An 18,459-nucleotide genomic window follows, 5' to 3' on the forward strand; every position below is an offset into this window, starting at 1 on the left:
GTTTTTATAATAAATATGATATTAAATAATATAAAATATCATTACTTTAGTTTGATTTTTGAAAATAAATCTAAACCCATAAATATTGCTTCTGCAAAATGCTGAACATCTAAAAAATGAAGGAATTATTTATAGTGGACCAAATAGTTGTAAAAGGCAAGATAACGAGTGTCGGAAAAGTTTTGGGCTATTCTCTCGATATAGATAGTATAAAGAAAAAATAAATTGATATCGAAAAAAGAAAGCATTTCTGCTTTCTTTTTATTTTGTCTTTACTTTTAGTTCGATAAGCCTTTTGATGTCGCTTAAAACTTCTTCATTCAATAAGTCCAGTACCAGCCATGTGCCGAGTCCGCTGTTGGATTTGCTTTCTTTATATCTGTTCATTACATAATCGCTTGATGTATATATTATAGCTTCCGCTTCGGTTTCCAGTTTATTGCCGATGACCACCATTACTTTGGGTATATTCTTTTCGGGGTATACGACGCAAAGTGATTTGCTTCCTTTTTTATATTTAATGTTCCAGCCGGGTATGGCTGAACATTTGCTGTATTCAACGCTTCTTTTTGCATTGAATTCGTCACTTAAATATTTGCATAATTCTTCATAAAGGGGGCTTATCATATAATCTGACAGTTCTTTATCCGTGGGCTTTTGGTCGATAGGGTAAATTTCTTTCCATTCCATTTTTTAATAGTCTCCTTTTGTTTGGTGTTTTCCATGCGGTATCTCGGGCGCACTTCACCTTTCAGACTCCGCGCGCCCGAATACACCTTGATTTCTGCCTTATACACACTCTCTTAATGATTTAACTATATATCAAAACTCATAATAATAAAAGCAAAATACTTTAAATTAATAAATTATTAATATTTAATAAAATATCATCTTAAACCCCGCTGTGACCGAAGCCGCCTTCACCTCTGTCTGTATTATCCAAACTTTCGACTTCCGTGAATTCTGCGGTCTCATGTTTTGTGATTACCATTTGGGCGATCTTCATTCCCGGTGTGACCGTAAAAGGTTCGTCTTTTAATGTGGTTATTATTATGCCTATCTCTCCTCTGTAGTCGCTGTCTATGGTCCCTATTCCGTTTACCAGTGTGACGCCGTGCTTTAAACTAAGTCCGCTCCTCGCTCTTATCTGTGCTTCGTAACCTATAGGGAGTTTTATATATATCCCCGTGGGTATCAAAGATATCTTACCTTGTCTGAGTATTATATCTTCATCTATATTTGCATATAAATCTGCTCCCGCACTGCCTTTTGTCGCATATTCAGGCAGGGGATACTTAGATTTATTTATTATTTCAACTTTTACATTTTTCATTCTTTTTCTCCTTAAAATATACTATAATAACATTATAATTAAAATTAAAAGTTTTATCAATCAAAAGGGTTAAAAACATTTATAAATCCCGCCTAAAGTTGTTTACAAAAATATCCTTTTGTGATATAATTTTAAAGCTATGTACCTAAGGCTTAGTTATGAGCATCTCCGGCTTACTGCTAAGGTTTTAGGCGAATATAAATATTAAAAGGAGACTAAAATGTCAATAACAAAAGAAAAAAAACAAGAAGTAATCAGCAAATATCAAAAACACGAAAAGGATACAGGTTCACCTGAAATCCAAATCGCTATCTTGACAAGCAGGATCAATACTCTAAACGAACACTTCAAAAACAATCCTAAAGACCATCACTCAAGAAGAGGACTACTTATGATGGTAGGTAAGAGAAGAAGACTTTTAGATTATGTAGCTAAGAAAGATATCAATAAATACAGAGAAATAGTTAAAGAACTTAACTTAAGAAAATAATTAAGCATTTAAAAGGCGGATTTTTTCGCCTTTTTATAATATGGAGGAAAAAAATTAGATGAAGAAAGTGTTTAAAACTGATTTTTTAGGCAGAGAACTTTGTGTTGAAGTTGGAGAATTGGCACAAATGGCTAACGGTAGTGTTTTCATTTCATATGGAGATACTCAGATTTTAGTCAATGCATGTATGTCTAAAGAAGCAAAAGAGGGAATTGACTTTTTCCCGCTAAGCGTATTTTACGAAGAAAAAATGTATTCCGTTGGAAAAATTCCGGGGGGATTTTTAAAGAGAGAAGGAAGAGCAAGCGAAAAAGCTACTCTTACCTGCAGACTTATCGACAGACCTTTAAGACCTTTATTCGATAAAGGTTTCAGAAACGACGTTCAAATCGTCGCTACCGTTATGGGTGTGGATCAGGATAACTCACCGGAAATCACAAGTATCATAGGAGCATCTCTTGCTCTAGGTATTTCCGATATCCCGTTCGACGGTCCCGTTGGTGCAATCAATGTAGGTCTTATAGACGGAAAACTCGTTTATAATCCGACAAGCGACCAAAGAGACAACAGTGATTTAAATCTTACAGTTGCGGGAACCAGCGAAGCCGTACTTATGGTTGAAGCGGGTGCAAACGAAGTGAGCGAAGAAATTATGATAGATGCTATCATGGGGGCTCATGAACATATCAAAGAAATCATCAAGTTCCAGGAAGAAATAATAAGAGAAGTCGACGTGGAAAAAGCTGATATCACATACTACAGAACAAGCGAAGAAATCAAAGAAAAGATTTACGAAGAAGCTAAAAAAGGCTTCAGAGAAGCTTATGATATCCATGAAAAACAAGCCAGAGAAGACAGAGTGGAAGAAGTCAAGGCTGAAATTTTGGATAAATACTTGGAAGAATATCCCGACAACAAACTCGACTTTGAAGAAATATTCGCTAAATTATTAAAACAAATCGTCAGAGATATGATAACCAACGAAGGTATCAGACCTGACGGAAGAAAAGTAGATGAAATCAGACCTATTACATGCGAAGTAGGAAAGATAAGAAGAGCTCACGGCTCGGGACTTTTCACAAGAGGACAGACTCAGGTAATGTCTATGGCTACTCTCGGTGCTATAAGAGATGAACAGATAATCGACGGCATCGGAGAAGAAACAAGCAAAAAATATATTCACCACTATAATTTCCCTGCTTATTCGGTAGGTGAAACGGGACCTATGAGAGGTCCGGGAAGAAGAGAGATAGGACACGGTGCTTTGGCTGAAAGAGCGCTTATCCCCGTACTTCCCGACCAAAAGGACTTCCCTTATACAATAAGAGTGGTTTCCGAAGTTCTCGCTTCAAACGGTTCTACATCTCAGGCAAGTGTCTGCGGTTCTACATTATCTCTAATGGACGCAGGTGTTCCTATCAAATCTCCTGTAGCGGGTATCGCAATGGGTCTTATAAAGGAAGAAAGCAAAGTATCCGTTTTATCGGATATTCAGGGTGTTGAAGATTTCTACGGCGATATGGACTTTAAAGTTGCGGGAACAAGCGAAGGTATCACTGCTATCCAAATGGATATCAAAATCAAAGGTATAGATAAAGCTATACTTACAGAAGCTCTATCAAGAGCTAAAAAAGGTAGATTCCATATCTTAGGCAAAATGGAAGAAGCCATCACAGCTCCTAGAGAAGACGTAAGCAAGTACGCTCCTAAAATTATGACTATGAAAATAGCCGAAGATAAAATCAAAGATGTCATCGGACCGGGCGGAAAGATGATAAATAAAATCATCGATGAAACAGGAGTTAAAATCGACATCTTGGACGATGGACAAACCTTCGTTAGTGCTGTGGATTTGGAAGACGCTAAAAAAGCGGTTCAAATAATCGAAGATATAACGAGAGAAGTCGAAGAAGGGGACACTTATGTAGGTAAAGTCGTAAGAGTAATGGACTTTGGTGCATTCGTGGAAATCCCGGGCGGAAAAGAAGGTCTCGTTCATATTTCAAAGATAGCTCACGAAAGAGTAAATAAAGTCACTGACGTTTTAAACGTAGGGGACGAAGTAAACGTAAAGGTCATCGAAATAGATAAACAAGGAAGGATAAACCTTTCAAGAAAAGCACTTCTTCCAAAACCAAAAAAAGAAGTCAAAGAAAATAAAGATGACAAAAAAGAAGAAAAAGTAAATGAATAAATAATTAAAAGCGAGGGTTAAACTTCGCTTTTAAAGCATATAAATAGTATTAAATGTATAAATAACGGAGGATATTATGACTACAATACAAGCCATAATTTTAGGTATAGTCCAGGGTCTTACGGAATTCCTTCCGGTAAGCAGTTCCGGACATTTGGTAATACTCCAGAATTTCATGGGTATCAGCGAAGGTTCTCTCGAATTTGCGATAGTGCTTCATCTTGGGACACTGCTTGCGGTAGTTATCGCATACTATGAATCCATATGGAATATGTTCAAGCAGTTTTTCCTAATGCTTGCGGATTTAATAACTCTTAAGGGACCTTGTTTTGAAAAGAGTAAATACAGAAAATACATAGTGTATATCCTTATGGCATCCATACCTGCGGGCATAGTCGGAGTTTTATTCGAAGATTTTATAAGCGAGAAGTTCGGTTCTATCATCATAGTAGGGTTTACTCTTCTTATTACCGGAGTACTCCTCGTTTTAGGCGATGCACTGGGTAAAAACAACAGGGGACATATAGAAAACGTAGGAGCGGGAAAAGCTTTCATTATTGGTATTTTCCAAATGTTCGCCATAACCCCGGGTATTTCAAGGTCGGGTTCTACTATAGTCGGCGGGCTTTTATCGGGGCTTAAAAAGGAAGAAGCAGTTGAGTTTTCATTCCTTATGTCTATCCCCGCAGTACTGGGTTCACTGTTACTTAAGATAAAAGACATAATCTCCATAGGAGCGACTACATCGTTTGTACCTCTTATAATAGGATTTTTCTGTTCTCTTGTGATAGGGTACTTCTCCATAGTCCTTCTTAATAATATCGTTAAGAAAGGCAAGCTTTACTATTTCTCCATTTACTGCTGGATAGTGGGTTTGGCACTTATTATATATCAGGTATTGATTACGATATAATTTTATGTATAAATAATATACACCCCATAATTATGATAAAAATTTAAGGATTGAAAAAGACACCTATATCGGGTGCCTTTTTTTGTTTTAATAATATTTTTTAATTAATTACTTTTTCCTCTTATATTAAAATATCCATGTTTATTTTAATTGGATAGGGCAGGGAGGATATATTCCGCTACAAATCCTATCCTGTCTTTTGCGTTCATCATAAAAGATGAAGTCATTGCTATGACGGTATTCAAGTCAGGTATGACGCATATCATATTTCCTCCGTCCCCGAGAGCGCAACACATCCTTATAGGTGCATTGTAAATCAAATACCACATATATCCGTAGCCGTTCTGATTTTCCTTTAAGGTCTTGTCTATCCATTCTTCGGATACTATCCTTTTTCCTTTGTATTCTCCATTGTTTAAATAAAGCTCTCCGATTTTTGTCATATCCCTCGTGCTCAGTTTAAGTCCGAAACCTCCCGCAGAAATCCCCATGGGGTCATTTGCCCAGCCTTCTATTTTTTCCCCGAACAGAGTATCAAAACTGAATTCTTTGGTGTCGTTATGATTTATTTCTTCCATATCCATAGGCTTAAATAGATACTTATTTGCAAATTCCTTTGCAGACATTCCCGAAGCTTTAGTTAAAATGGCGGAAATGAGATGAGCACTCATGGTGGAATACTTGAATGTACCTTTTTCTCCGCTGCCGTCAATGCTCTCAAGTGCATATCTTATCCAGTCTTCGCTTCTTGTAAAGTCTTCAAGGGGTTCCATGTACTCTTCAAAGGTGTATGGGACGGTCATAGTAAGTAGGTCTTTTATCGTGATTTTATCTCTGATTTCATTTTTATCTATGAAGTCATATTCTTTGAAAAAATCCATTACTTTTTGATTTTCATCTTCCATAAATCCCTTATCTATGGCTATGCCAATCAGTATTGATAATATGCTCTTCGTTACCGAGGCTATGTGCGTCTTTTTGTTTTCATTGCTCTCACTGAAGTATTTTTCATATATCATTTCACCGTCTTTGGATATTACTATCCCCTCCGTGTTGGAGTATTCTTTCTTTATTATATCTTCTATTTTTAAAAGTAAATCATATTTGCTCCCTGACTTTTCAGGAATAATGTTCTTATTATTTTCCATTTTAAATTTTCCTTTTGTAATTATTAATGGTACCATAATAACAACTTATCATGATTAAAAAGCATATTCAAGAAAATTTTTAAAATATATTTATATTGATTGTTGGTAGTATTTAATAGTATAATTATAAATAAGATTTAAAATATGTTGATAATTATTATATTTAGATATTAAAATAATAATACAAAAAAAATTTTATCAGTGAATAAGGTAATATATGAGAAATAAAGTTATGACTAAAATAAAGTATATATTTATATATTCATTAATTTTCATCTTTATAATTTCAAATAATATAGTATTTGCTGCAAATCATCAGAATGCAGCTGTGTCTGATTATGAAGTTAAAGAAGAAGTTAATAAATCAGAATCTCAATTAAATAAAGATAATAGCGAAACAAAAGAAGATATAAAAATCATAGAAAGAAAATCAAAAGTTAGAAGGATAATAGATAAGAAAACACCCGTTGATATTACTCTTCCTGATAGTATAACTAAAAATAACTATAGAACATCTTCTAAAAATGAGGTTCAGGGTTCTACCGCAAAAGGGGCTAATTTAAGATTTACCAAGGTTATACAAATAGATGTGACTAATGTAGCAAATCCCGGTGATATTGCCGATAATACCGGCGTGGAAGATAGCAGACATGCTATACAGCAAGCTCTTAATGATGCAAGAGATAATACATATAATGCTCCTGAAGGTGTTTATTATCAAATTATAATTCCAAAAGGTACGTATAAAATATCTAAAGCTTTAAAAATTTATAGTAATACTTGGTTAAAAGCTGGAGGTGCAACTATCATTAGAGGCACGGAAGAGACAGGTCCCATGTTGTATAACATGGATAATGGAGGATATAATGGACCAAATAATATTTTTGTTGAAGGCGGTACATGGGATGGTAATGGGAATAATGCAAAAGTAGACGGTTTTTCCAATATGATATTTGGACATGGAAAAGATATTGCAATATATGGTGCTAATATAAAAAATAATAAAAATGGTCATCATATAGAAATTGGCGGTTGTAAAAATGTGATAGTTAAAAATTGCAAGTTTAGCGGATATTATTATGGTAGAGAAAAAGATTCCAGAGAAGCTATACAACTTGATATTATAAATAATTCTGATATTTTTCCTTCGAGTACTACGGGAAAATACGATGATACAGTTTGTGATAACATAGTAATTATAGATAATTCCTTTAATTCTTTATCAAGAGGAATAGGAACGCATTCTGCTGTAATAGGTAAATATATGACAAATATATCTATATGTAATAATACATTTACTAATTTAAAGAGTATGATGGTATATGGTATAAATTATAGAAATTCATCTATACAAAATAATAATGCAACAAATGTATCTTCAGGTATAGATATAAGAAATATGACCAGTAATAAGGGAGGGGTATTTTATAATCCTCAAAACCCAACAAATTCTTTTCCTAAAAATAATTCTAATATTAATTTTGTAATTTCAGGGAACAGTATATCTACAGTGAAAAATGGTTCTGCTTCGATTATTCTATATGGTGAAAATGTTACATACAATATAAATAAAAGCGGAAAAAGAATCGTGCCTGCAAGAAATTATTATTTGACCAATTTTTCTGTTTCAAATAATAATATAAAAGGTGTAAAATCAGCAATAATTTTAAATAATGCTAGAGAAGGACATATTTATAATAATCAACTTACATCCTCAAATGACACTCTAAAATTAATGTATGCATCTAATAATATTGAGGTAAGTAAAAATAATATTTACTCTATTAATGATGACGCTGTTTATATATCCGGTGGAAGTAAAGGTATCAATATAAAATCTAATTCTTTATTAAAAGCACCGAAGGGAGATATTGTAGATGTAACGGGAAATGGCAGCAAGGTAAATATATATAATACAAAAATTTATAATGCCGGTCTTGACGGGATATGTATAAGAGATAGAGCAAGTGGTTATATATCAGGATGTAAAGTATATTCTAATAAAAAATATGGAGTTAATATTTACAATAAGGCATCTTTTAAATCGTATAACAGCAGGATATATAATAACGGATTAAAGACTAAAAAAACGGGTGTAAGAGTTGATTCCGCTTCAAAATTGACTTCAAATAAATCAACTATATACAGTAATGGAACATATGGGATTTTATTAACAAATAAATCTAAGTTAACAAGCTCTTCCGATAAATTTAAATTTAATAAATATAATGGTATACATGTAAGCGGTAAATCTTCCATTAATATTAATAATCCAACGATAACAGGAAATAAAAGGGAAGGTGTACATATTAATTATAAATCAAAGGCTACGATCGTTTCAGGTAAGATAGCAGGTAATAAAAAAGGAAATGTCATTGTACAAAATAAAAAGGGGAAGAAAAAGCTGTCGAAGCCAAAGTCCACAAAAGTTAAAAGTGTAAAGAGAAATAGAAAGAAAAATCCTGTTTTAGCATGGAATAGAGTTAGCGGAATAAATGGTTATAGGATTTATAGAAAAAAAGGTTCGTCTTGGAAGGGTCTTAAAAATATTTCTAAAAATAGAAATACAACTATTGATACAAAGACAAAAACAAAAAATTATAAATATTCAATAAAAACATATAAAAAATACTTAGGTACAACTTGGTGGAGCAGCTTTGATTCCAAGGGTAAAAAGTGCAAATAAAAAGCAGCTTTTAGCTGCTTTTTTATAGTTCGTATATGTATGATATTATATCTTCATAATTCCCGTCTTTTTTCAAGTACCCTCCGGGGATAACTCCGAGCTTTTTAAAGCCGAGGCTTTCATAAAGATGTATAGCACCTTTATTGGATTTTACCACCGCGTTGAACTGAAGTATTTTAAAATTCAGCTCTCTTGCTTTTTTAAGGGAATGTTTCACCAGCTCTTTTCCTATATGCTTTCCTCTTATTTCTTTATCCACAGCATAACTTGCGTTTGCGATATGAGAACATCTTCCCACGTTGTTGGGGTGAAGTATATATATCCCCGCTAATTTATCATCGATTTTTGCCGTACCCGTAAAGCTTTGAGAAGAGAAGAACTCAAGAGCTTCATCTCGTTTCATTTCTTCTGTTTGAGGAAAAGCGTTGGCTTCTCTTACAACTTCATTCCAAATTTTAAGTGCGGTATCTAAATCTTCTTCTTTTAATTCGTTTAATGTCAATTCCATGGTCACACTACCTTTATTCTTCCACATTCCAAACCTTATCCAAGCTTATCCCGCTCTTCTTAAGTATATTCCTTGCATTTTCCCATTTTCCTATGTCTTTCTTTGAATGCGCGTCGCTTCCCACAGCATAGGTTATGTTTATCCCGCTTTTTTCTATAAGCCTTATATCGTCTTCGTTGAGCTTACTTTGTGTGTCGTTTATTTCAAGTATCACACCGTGATTTTCAGTGGCTTTTGCAAGCTCTATGATGTCTACGGGTCCTCTCGTGTCCGGGTGTGTTATCATTCTTAAAGGATACTTTTCTATGGCTTTTATAAGTGCATTTGTGTTTATCCTCGTCTGTCTGTTTCTGAACCAGCCGAACTTTGAGCTTAATGTATTCATTATCTGCATATTGAAAAATGTACTTATATTCTTTGGTATGGACATCAAATGGATACCGCAGTACAAAACTTCCACGATTTCCAGAAGTTCCTCGTCCACGTCCAAATCTCCGTTCATGGAAATCACGTTTGCTTCCAAACCCATTAAAATTTCCATATCAGGATATTTTTTTCTTAGTTCCATTATTTCTTTTTTCATATCCATATAAGTAGCGTTCGTATTTTTCCTAGCTACCATATGTCCCGGTCCGTGTTCGCTGATGATGATTTTATTCATACCTTTTTCTCTTGCTGCGATGACGTTATCTTCTATTGTCCCCGTCCCGTGAGAATAAATGGTATGACAGTGTATTTCTGCTGTTAGTTTCATTTAGATATTCTTTCTTCGATCCTTTCCAATATGAAAGAAGCAATTTCTTCGCTTTTAACGCTTTTTACTTTTTCTCCCTTTTCAAAAAAGACCGCATTTCCGTCTCCGCAGGCAACTCCCATGTCCGCTTCTTTTGCTTCTCCCGGACCGTTTACCGCACAGCCCATGACCGCTACGGTAATAGGTTCCTTTATGTGTCTTGTTTTTTCCTTTATCTCTTTTACTATAGACAGCGTATCTGTTTTACATCTTCCGCATGTAGGGCATGATACCACCCTTACGCCTTCATCTAAAAGCCCCAGGCTTATTAGTATCTCTCTGCCGACTATGACTTCGTCTCTGCTGTCTCCCGTTAAGGAAACTCTTATTGTATCTCCGATACCGTCTTTTAAAAGACTTCCTAGCCCAATGCTCGAACGGACTATGCCTCCAAGCTCCGCACCAGCCTCCGTAACTCCCAAATGAAGGGGATAAGAGTATTTTTCTCTGAAGAGCCTATTTGCGTCTATTGTAGTTACTACATCGCTTGATTTAATAGACAATACGATATTGTCGTATCCGAATTCGTTGAAGTAAGAAATGCTCCTGTAGGCACTTTCAACCAAGGCTTCCGGGGTAGGGTGACCATACTTTTCAAGCAGATCTTTTTCGAGACTGCCCGAGTTTACACCTATCCTAACGGGTATGTCGTAGTCTTTAAGGCATTTTACGACTTCCCTTACTCTTTCTTTGCCTCCGATATTCCCGGGGTTTATCCTGACCTTATGAACACCGTTTTTTATCGCTTCTATAGCTACTTTGTAGTCGAAATGGATATCCGCTACAAAAGGTATGTTTGTATTTTTTACTATCTTCGGTATGACTTTTGCGGCTTCCATATTAGGTATGGTGCCCCTTATTATGTCACATCCCAGCATTTCCAGTTCGTTTATTTCATCTATTATAGCTTTATGATCCGTCGGAGGAAGCTTGAGCATCGACTGCACCATTATAGGGTTTCCGCCTCCGATAACCTTGTTACCGATTTTTACTACGTTTGTTTTTTTCATTTTATAACTCCTAGAAAAGTTTTATTACATCCTGTACCGCAACGAATACCGCGAATGCCATCAATAATACAAATCCCACGAAGTGTATCATGCCTTCTTTTTCTCTGTTGATAGGGGAGCCTTTTATCATTTCTATAAAGCAGAACAATATCCTGCTCCCGTCCAAAGCGGGTATGGGAAGTAAATTGAATATACCTATGTTTATTGCAAGCAGAGCGGTTATGTTCAGTAAAATACTGAACCCTGCACCCACAGCTTCGTTTATTACTCCCGCAACTCCTATGGGACCCGACAGCTGATTTATGCCTATGGCGCCTCTGATCAGGTCTATTAAGGCTTTGAACGTAACATATATATAAGTCCCGAAGGCTTTAACGGAACTCTTTACAGTGCCTATAAAGCTCTTTGAATAGGTAGGGTTTATACCTACTTTGTATGAATTAGATGCACTGTCCAGCTTGGGTGTTACCGTAGTATCCTTTAATTCTCCGTTTTCTGTCTTATAAGTGACCTTTAATTCTTTTCCCTTTGAAGAGTTTATGGTGTTCGATATATCTTCCCATTTTGTTATTTGGGTATCGTTTATCTTTACGAAAGTGTCGCCTTCTCTAAGCCCCGCGCTATATGCGGGATTATTTTCAAGTACCCTTCCTATTGTCGTGGTGGGTTCCGTCCCCATTATCCCGTATACTGCCATCAATATTATGATAGCGGATAAAAGGTTCATTCCCGCACCTGCCGCAAAAACGAGTATCCTTTTAAAAGGGGAGATAGAGTTTAGGCTGCCTTCTCCCGTTTCTTCTTCGTCTTCATCTTCGCCGTACATCTTGCAGTAGCCGCCGATAGGCAGAAGCCTAAGGGAATAAAGGGTGTCGTCTTTTCCTTTTTTCTTAAAAATAAGTGGTCCCATCCCGATAGAAAATTCTTCCACGATGACACCACATTTCTTTGCCACGATGAAGTGACCGAATTCATGAGTTGATATTAGTACTCCGAATATTAACAGAGTATATATTATAGTTGATAAGCTCAAATTTTTTCTCTCCTAAAAAGTAAACATATTCAGCACGATGTATACATAGAAAAATGTTCCCGCCAAAGAAAATAGTGTGCCGTCTATTCTGTCCAGGACTCCTCCGTGACCGGGGATTATCCAGCCGTAGTCTTTGACGTCGAATTTCCTTTTTACCATGGAAGCCGTAAGGTCTCCGAACTGGCTCAGTATACTATTTATTGTTGCCATTATTATACAGTCTATTAAAGAAATGTCAATAATATTATAATTTATGAATATAAAATGTAATATTATTCCCGCCAAAATACCGAAAACAAGCCCTGCGATACTTCCTTCTATGCTTTTCTTGGGGCTTATCTTAGGGCATAATTTATGTTTACCGAACTTTATACCAAACAGGTATGCAAAAGAATCGGTAGCAATGGTTATGACTTCTGCAAAAATAATAAGTGCAAGTCCCTCTGCATTGTTCATTTTACTTAACATCAGTACCATAAATGAAAGGATAAGAGAAATGTATATCAGACCGAATATAGAGTATATCGTCGTATCCGCGTCAAATTTCTTGTCCAGTATATTTATCATCGATATAAGTATGATCATTATAGGTATGGAAGGTATCACCAAATTGAAATCCTTCATAGCGAATATCAAAAGCAGTGTACCCGATAATATATATATTATCTTGGATAAATCAAGGTGTTTCCCGTTATCATCTATAACGTTTATATATTCGTACAGCGACATTATATTTAAAAAGAATGCAAGTACGAAAAACGCCTTGTTACCTATTATTATAGCTATGATCAAAAGTAAAATCATTATAAGGGAACTTATTAATCTTTTTGCCAATTTATTTCACCAATCCTCCAAATCTTCTTTCTTTATGCTGGAAAGAGTAAATGGCTTTATGTAATTCTTCTTTAGTAAAATCAGGCCAGAGCGTATCGCAGAAATAAAGTTCGCTGTAAGCTATCTGCCATAATAAGAAATTGCTTATCCTTATATCTCCGCCCGTCCTTATGAGTAAATCCACTTCCGTGTTATCACTATTATATAAATATTTACTAAATAATTCTTCGTCTAAATCGCAAGCGTCAATTCCCTCTTTTATAATTTCTTTTGCTGCATTTACGATTTCTTTTCTTCCACCATAATTAAGGGCAATATGAACATTGAGACCGCTGCCGTTTTTTGTCCTCTCGATAGTGTCGTTCATACTTAGTCTGGTCTTTTCCGGCATAGAGCTTATGTCTCCGATAAAGTCCATTTTGACATTTTCCTTTATTAGGTCGTCGGTTTCTTTATTTAAATATTCCACTACCAAGTTCATGATAGTCGTTACCTCGTCCTTTGGTCTCTTCCAGTTTTCGGTGGAAAAGGCATAAAGTGTGAGGTGTTTTATATTTAAATCATTTACTGCTCTTATTATGTCTTTGACCGTCTTAGCTCCGAATTTATGTCCGAAACTCCTTATTTTGCCCTTTTGTTTTGCCCATCTGCCGTTACCGTCCATGATAATGGCAAGATGGGTTGGCATATTGTCTTTATCCAGTTTTATGTTATTCATATTTTTTATCCTTATAACTATATTAAGAGAGTAAATTAAATAGTCGTGATTTCTTTTTCTTTGTCTTTGATTTTTTTATCTACTTCTTTGATATAGTCATTGGTTAGTTTCTGCATTTCATCTTCTGCATCTTTAAGGCTGTCTTCTGTAAGTTCACCCTTTTTTTGTTCGTCTTTTAGAGTTTGAATAGTATGTCTTCTTATATTCCTTACCGCTACTTTTGCGTTTTCGCCTTCTTTTTGTGCAAGCTTAACCAGTTCTTTTCTTCTTTCTTCCGTTAACTGAGGGATAACGAGTCTTATGACTTTCCCGTCGTTTGAAGGATTAAGTCCGAGATCCGAACTCATTATGGCTTTTTCTATAAGTCCCAGAGCCGATTGGTCCCAAGGCTGAACCGTAAGTGTTCTCGGTTCCGGAGCGGATATGCTTGCCATTTGGTTTACGGGGGTAGGGGTTCCGTAATAATCTACCATTATCCTGTCTAACATCTTTGGGTTTGCTCTTCCGGCTCTTAGAGCATTTAAATTTGCTTGAAGGTTTTCAACTGCTTTTACCATTTTTTCTTTAGCTTGATTTTGTACTTCTTTACTCATATCATCTTCTCCTTTATTTTATTATTGTTCCTATTTTCTCTCCGCATACAACTTTTTCGATATTTTCAGGAGGATCTATTGCAAATATCAATAACGGTATATCGTTATCCATACAAAGTGAAGCCGCCGTAGAGTCGATCACTTTAAGTCCCTGATCTAAAATATCAAGGTAAGTAAGCTCGTCGTATTTTATCGCGTCATCGTGTTCGTTAGGGTCTTTATTGTATACTCCGTCGATGTTCTTTGCCGATAATATAGCTTCCGCTTCTATTTCCGCAGCTCTTAGTGAAGCCGCAGTATCGGTAGAGAAGAATGGATTTCCCGTACCTGAAGCAAATATAACTATCCTTCCTTTTTCAAGATGTCTGATAGCTCTTCTTCTTATGTAGCTTTCCGATATCTGTCTCATTTCGATGGCACTTTGTACCCTTACTTGAAGGTCTAATTGTTCAAGGCTGTCCTGAAGTGCAAGAGCGTTCATTACGGTCGCGAGCATACCGATATAATCTGCTGTCGCTCTGTCCATGCCTTCACCGGTCCTTCCTCTCCAGAAGTTTCCGCCTCCTACTACGATAGCTATTTCAACGCCCATGTCATGACATTTTTTTATGTGTTTGCTGATGTTATTTATAACCTGTGTGTTAAGCCCGAATTTGTTATCTCCGGCAAGAGCTTCGCCGCTTACTTTTAATATAATCCTCTTGTACTTTGGTTCCATAAAATACTCCTATCTATATTAAGTTATTCTTTATATATAATACAATAAATACTTAAATAAAACAACAAAAAAAGAACACAACTAAAGTTTAATTGTGTTCTTCAAGTCTTATTATTCACCTAATTGTTTTTGGATTTCTTCCGCGAAGTTTTCTTCTTTCTTTTCTAAACCTTCGCCTGTTTCAAAACGTACGAATTTGTTGATTTTGATGTTGGCGCCTGTTTCTTTGTTTACTTTTTGAATATATTGTTCAACCGTTAAATCAGAATCCTGAACGTAACCTTGGTCTAATAAACAAACTTCTTTAAGTTCTTTTTTTAGTCTTCCGATAATCATTTTTTCGATGATATTGTCAGGTTTTTCAGGGTTTTCTGTTTTAGCTTGGTGAAGTAAGATTTCTTTTTCTGAATTTATATAATCTTCGGGAACTTCTGCGTCTGAAACGTATTTAGGGTTCATAGCCGCTACTTGCATAGCTATGTTTCTAAGACAAGCTTTTACTTCATCGTCTACTTTATCACAGCTTGCTTCAACCAAAGCGCCGATTTTTCCGTTTCCGTGGATATATGAAGCGATGCATCCGTCAGATACGACTTTCTTAAATCTTCTGATGTTTAAGTTTTCACCGATAACTGCGATTTTTTCGTTCAATGCTTCTTTTACTGATTTTCCTGCTTCTTTTAACCAGCCTTCCGATAAGAATTTTTCTACATCATCGGTTTCTGTTTCCATAGCTTGGTCAGCAACGTCTTTAACGAAGTTTTGGAAATCGTCGTTTTTAGCAACGAAGTCCGTTTCAGAGTTTACTTCAACGATACTTGCAGTCTTGCCGTCTTCTTTAACGCTGATTTTTACAGCGCCTTCAGCGGCAATTCTTCCTGCTTTTTTGCTTGCTGCAGCAAGTCCTTTTTCTCTTAAATATACGATGGCTTTTTCGATGTCACCTGCGGTTTCAACCAATGCTTTTTTGCAGTCCATCATGCCAACGCCTGTTTTTTCTCTAAGTTCTTTAATAAGTTTAGTTGTAATTGCCATAATTATATCCCCTTATATTTTTATTCGTTAGCTTCTGTATCAGCTTCTGCTGAAGCTTCTTCCATTTGTTCGCCTTGTTTTCCTTCTAAAATAGCGTTAGCCATTGTTGAAGCGATCAATGATACGGCTCTGATAGCATCGTCATTTCCCGGTATCGGGTAGTCGATTTCGTCAGGGTCGCAGTTTGTATCAACGATAGCAACGATAGGAATATTAAGCTTTTTAGCTTCAGCTATAGCAATTCTTTCTTTCTTAGGGTCGATTACGAATAATGCTGATGGAAGTTTTTCCATGTGTTTGATACCGCCTAAGAATTTTTCAAGTTTATCTCTTTGGTTTTTAAGTAAAATAACTTCTTTTTTAGGAAGGACATCAAATGTTCCGTCTTGTTCCATTTCGTTTAATTCATGAAGTCTTTTAATTCTTTTTGAAATTGTTTGGAAGTTTGTCAGTGTACCACCTAACCATCTTTGGTTGATGAAGTGACTTCCGCATTTTGTAGCTTCTGTTTTAACAGCATCCTGAGCTTGTTTTTTTGTTCCGATGAATAAGATTTCTCCGCCTTCTTCAGCGATACTTCTTACGAATTTACAAGCGTCATCCACTAAACCTACGGTTTGCTGTAAGTCGATGATGTAGATACCGTTTCTTTCCGTGAAGATGAATTTTTTCATCTTAGGGTTCCATCTTCTTGTTTGATGTCCGAATTGAACACCTGCTTCTAATAATTGTTTCATTTGAATGTAACTCATTCTTTTTCCTCCTTGGTTTTTCCTTGACGTGCTTTATTCTCACCTTTCGGCACCAAAGAATTTCAGGCACATCTGTGATTTTTTGTTAACCTTGTATATAATAGCATAAGAAAATTTTATATTCAAGGAATTTTTAATATTTTTTACCAAAAAACCTTTATTTATCAAGGTTTTCAAATGTTTTTGCTTTTATTTATCTTAGTTATTATATTTGCTCTTTTATTATATTTTAAATCAAGTGAAATTTTATGATATGCTTTAATGAAAAATTTCTTATAAAAGATATATAAAGTATAAATTTTGTTTTACGCACCTCTTAGAAGTGCGACGAAAAATGCAAAAACAAAAAAGATAGTTGTTATGTTTCAATCCCCGCACCCCGTGTGGGGTGCGCCCCCGACTTTACAGCATTTTCATGCTGAACTTTTAGTTTCAATCCACGCACCTTCTGCGAGGTGCGACTTATTAGTAAAAGCATTTGAAATAGTATTGTCAGTTTCAATCCGCACATCATAACACATTGGTACAACTATTTATTATTTAGCAATGTTTTTTTCTTAATTACATTTCAATTTATATACAACATGATATTATTGATGGGACCTCACAATTATTAATTATAAATATAGAGTTTTATTGCAATATTAAAAACCAAATGCGAGCAGTATCTATTAAATATGTAACTTTTCACGACTTAATAACATGCCGCCGATATGATATGCGAACGTAACTTTTGCATCCTTTTTAGCAACTGCTTCAGCCTCCGCGGCTTGAGCGGAGATTTTTTCGTCCTTTTTTATCTTTAAAAAAGGACATATTACCTTTTACTTATCCGTCCTGCGTAAAAATTCAAAGAATGCAAATATAATGGATATGACCGTAAGAACTGCAACTATCAATTCCGATACGTTATTCGCATATTCCGCGCTTGCGGGGCTGATAACGCCCAAAATCAAAAAATATGTACACCACACGCCCCCCTGTGCCAATAGAAACAAAACGATGTATTTAAGTATATTTGAAATTTTCTCTAAAATCCTCTTGGTTGCTTCTATTTTTTCTTGTGTATAAGACTTTATTATTTTTGACTTTATTGCTCCTCCTATAAAACCTATTGTGATACCGACGGAAACAGCCAAGCTTAGATTAAAAAGTATGTTCATATGATTTCTTCTTTCGTTTTTTCTTATTCTACCACATTTTGTTGAAAAGCTTTTATATATTTAAAGCATTAATATTATAAGTCTTAAAATTTTTTATTGTTCACAATTATTTGCATTGTCGAAATATGAAAAATAATGTATAATATAACTAAGTTATAATACTTAAGGAAGAAGAGCTGCGAACCCTAAGCTCACATTTTTTAATAATTTGTAAATCCTTTTAAATAGCGGGGTTAAAAAAAGTAATTTTAAATATTATATTTTATCAAGTGTCTGTAATAGGCTATTTGAAAGGATTTGTAGAGTCGCACCTCGTAAGGGGTGCGTGGATTGAAACTGATTTTTATGAGTAAATTGCTCCATAGGGTCCAGTCGCACCTCGTAAGGGGTGCGTGGATTGAAACTGTAAGAACATGGGAGAGGAACAGTAACGACAAGTCGCACCTCGTAAGGGGTGCGTGGATTGAAACGTGTCGGGGTCTTTTGTTAATCTTCCTATTAAAAGTCGCACCTCGTAAGGGGTGCGTGGATTAAAAAA

Annotated in this window: 18 protein-coding genes; 4 read left to right on the forward strand and 14 right to left on the reverse strand. The window is 35.4% G+C overall.

The features are described 5' to 3' along the window. Positions 1 to 261: 261 nt before the first annotated feature. Positions 262 to 690 carry a DUF3788 domain-containing protein gene (locus NSA01_RS01660; protein WP_257479782.1) on the reverse strand — a complete coding sequence of 143 codons (429 nt, stop codon included), beginning with the start codon at positions 688 to 690 and terminating at the stop codon, positions 262 to 264. 202 nt (positions 691 to 892) lie between these two features. Next, the gene (gene dut, locus NSA01_RS01665) at positions 893 to 1,333 is read right to left on the reverse strand and encodes a dUTP diphosphatase (RefSeq protein WP_257479783.1); all 441 of its coding nucleotides are present in this window, start codon (positions 1,331 to 1,333) and stop codon (positions 893 to 895) included. A 226-nt stretch (positions 1,334 to 1,559) separates the two neighbouring features. On the opposite strand from dut, the gene rpsO reads away from it, so the two are divergent. From rpsO to uppP, 3 genes are all read left to right on the forward strand, one after another. Beyond that, positions 1,560 to 1,823: a 30S ribosomal protein S15 gene (rpsO, locus tag NSA01_RS01670; RefSeq protein WP_083781750.1), complete on the forward strand. Its 264-nt coding sequence runs from the start codon at positions 1,560 to 1,562 to the stop codon at positions 1,821 to 1,823. Positions 1,824 to 1,881: 58 nt separating this feature from the next. Next, entirely contained in the window at positions 1,882 to 4,017 is a 2,136-nt protein-coding gene (gene pnp, locus NSA01_RS01675; protein WP_257479784.1) for a polyribonucleotide nucleotidyltransferase, read from the forward strand. A gap of 76 nt (positions 4,018 to 4,093) precedes the next feature. Further along, positions 4,094 to 4,930, forward strand: a complete 837-nt coding sequence (gene uppP / locus NSA01_RS01680; protein WP_257479785.1) for an undecaprenyl-diphosphatase UppP — start codon at positions 4,094 to 4,096, stop codon at positions 4,928 to 4,930. 146 nt (positions 4,931 to 5,076) lie between these two features. Here the strand turns inward: uppP and NSA01_RS01685 are convergent, their stop codons facing one another. Then, the gene (locus NSA01_RS01685) at positions 5,077 to 6,078 is read right to left on the reverse strand and encodes a serine hydrolase domain-containing protein (RefSeq protein WP_257479786.1); all 1,002 of its coding nucleotides are present in this window, start codon (positions 6,076 to 6,078) and stop codon (positions 5,077 to 5,079) included. Between the two features lie 232 nt (positions 6,079 to 6,310). On the opposite strand from NSA01_RS01685, the gene NSA01_RS01690 reads away from it, so the two are divergent. Continuing rightward, on the forward strand, positions 6,311 to 8,764 hold the full coding sequence (locus NSA01_RS01690) for a right-handed parallel beta-helix repeat-containing protein (RefSeq protein WP_257479787.1): 2,454 nt from the start codon (positions 6,311 to 6,313) through the stop codon (positions 8,762 to 8,764). A 22-nt stretch (positions 8,765 to 8,786) separates the two neighbouring features. Here NSA01_RS01690 and NSA01_RS01695 read toward each other — a convergent pair whose 3' ends face one another. The 11 genes from NSA01_RS01695 to NSA01_RS01745 all read right to left on the reverse strand — a co-directional run bounded on the left by NSA01_RS01695 (position 8,787) and on the right by NSA01_RS01745 (position 17,921). Next, a complete protein-coding gene (locus NSA01_RS01695) occupies positions 8,787 to 9,272 on the reverse strand; it encodes a GNAT family N-acetyltransferase (RefSeq protein ID WP_257479803.1) in 486 nt (161 codons plus the stop codon). 13 nt (positions 9,273 to 9,285) lie between these two features. Then, entirely contained in the window at positions 9,286 to 10,026 is a 741-nt protein-coding gene (locus NSA01_RS01700) for a PHP domain-containing protein (protein ID WP_007049724.1), read from the reverse strand. After that, positions 10,023 to 11,075 carry a flavodoxin-dependent (E)-4-hydroxy-3-methylbut-2-enyl-diphosphate synthase gene (gene ispG / locus NSA01_RS01705; RefSeq protein ID WP_007049723.1) on the reverse strand — a complete coding sequence of 351 codons (1,053 nt, stop codon included), beginning with the start codon at positions 11,073 to 11,075 and terminating at the stop codon, positions 10,023 to 10,025. The genes NSA01_RS01700 and ispG overlap by 4 nt, the downstream gene beginning before the upstream one ends. A gap of 10 nt (positions 11,076 to 11,085) precedes the next feature. Beyond that, positions 11,086 to 12,108, reverse strand: coding sequence for an RIP metalloprotease RseP (gene rseP / locus NSA01_RS01710; RefSeq protein ID WP_257479788.1), 1,023 nt, complete (start codon positions 12,106 to 12,108; stop codon positions 11,086 to 11,088). A gap of 12 nt (positions 12,109 to 12,120) precedes the next feature. Then, positions 12,121 to 12,942 carry a phosphatidate cytidylyltransferase gene (locus tag NSA01_RS01715; protein ID WP_257479789.1) on the reverse strand — a complete coding sequence of 274 codons (822 nt, stop codon included), beginning with the start codon at positions 12,940 to 12,942 and terminating at the stop codon, positions 12,121 to 12,123. 1 nt (position 12,943) lies between these two features. Continuing rightward, a complete protein-coding gene (locus NSA01_RS01720; protein ID WP_257479790.1) occupies positions 12,944 to 13,660 on the reverse strand; it encodes an isoprenyl transferase in 717 nt (238 codons plus the stop codon). 35 nt (positions 13,661 to 13,695) lie between these two features. Continuing rightward, positions 13,696 to 14,253: a ribosome recycling factor gene (gene frr / locus NSA01_RS01725; protein WP_257479791.1), complete on the reverse strand. Its 558-nt coding sequence runs from the start codon at positions 14,251 to 14,253 to the stop codon at positions 13,696 to 13,698. A gap of 13 nt (positions 14,254 to 14,266) precedes the next feature. Next, the gene (gene pyrH / locus NSA01_RS01730; RefSeq protein WP_007049718.1) at positions 14,267 to 14,971 is read right to left on the reverse strand and encodes a UMP kinase; all 705 of its coding nucleotides are present in this window, start codon (positions 14,969 to 14,971) and stop codon (positions 14,267 to 14,269) included. 111 nt (positions 14,972 to 15,082) lie between these two features. After that, positions 15,083 to 16,006, reverse strand: coding sequence for a translation elongation factor Ts (gene tsf / locus NSA01_RS01735; RefSeq protein ID WP_257479792.1), 924 nt, complete (start codon positions 16,004 to 16,006; stop codon positions 15,083 to 15,085). Between the two features lie 20 nt (positions 16,007 to 16,026). Then, positions 16,027 to 16,758: a 30S ribosomal protein S2 gene (rpsB, locus tag NSA01_RS01740; RefSeq protein ID WP_257479793.1), complete on the reverse strand. Its 732-nt coding sequence runs from the start codon at positions 16,756 to 16,758 to the stop codon at positions 16,027 to 16,029. A gap of 824 nt (positions 16,759 to 17,582) precedes the next feature. Continuing rightward, complete coding sequence (locus tag NSA01_RS01745; protein ID WP_257479794.1) at positions 17,583 to 17,921, reverse strand: transporter; 339 nt, start codon at positions 17,919 to 17,921, stop codon at positions 17,583 to 17,585. Positions 17,922 to 18,459: the final 538 nt, after the last annotated feature.

It is taken from the genome of Anaerofustis stercorihominis (genome assembly GCF_024623185.1).
Taxonomy (GTDB): Bacteria; Bacillota; Clostridia; order Eubacteriales; family Anaerofustaceae; genus Anaerofustis.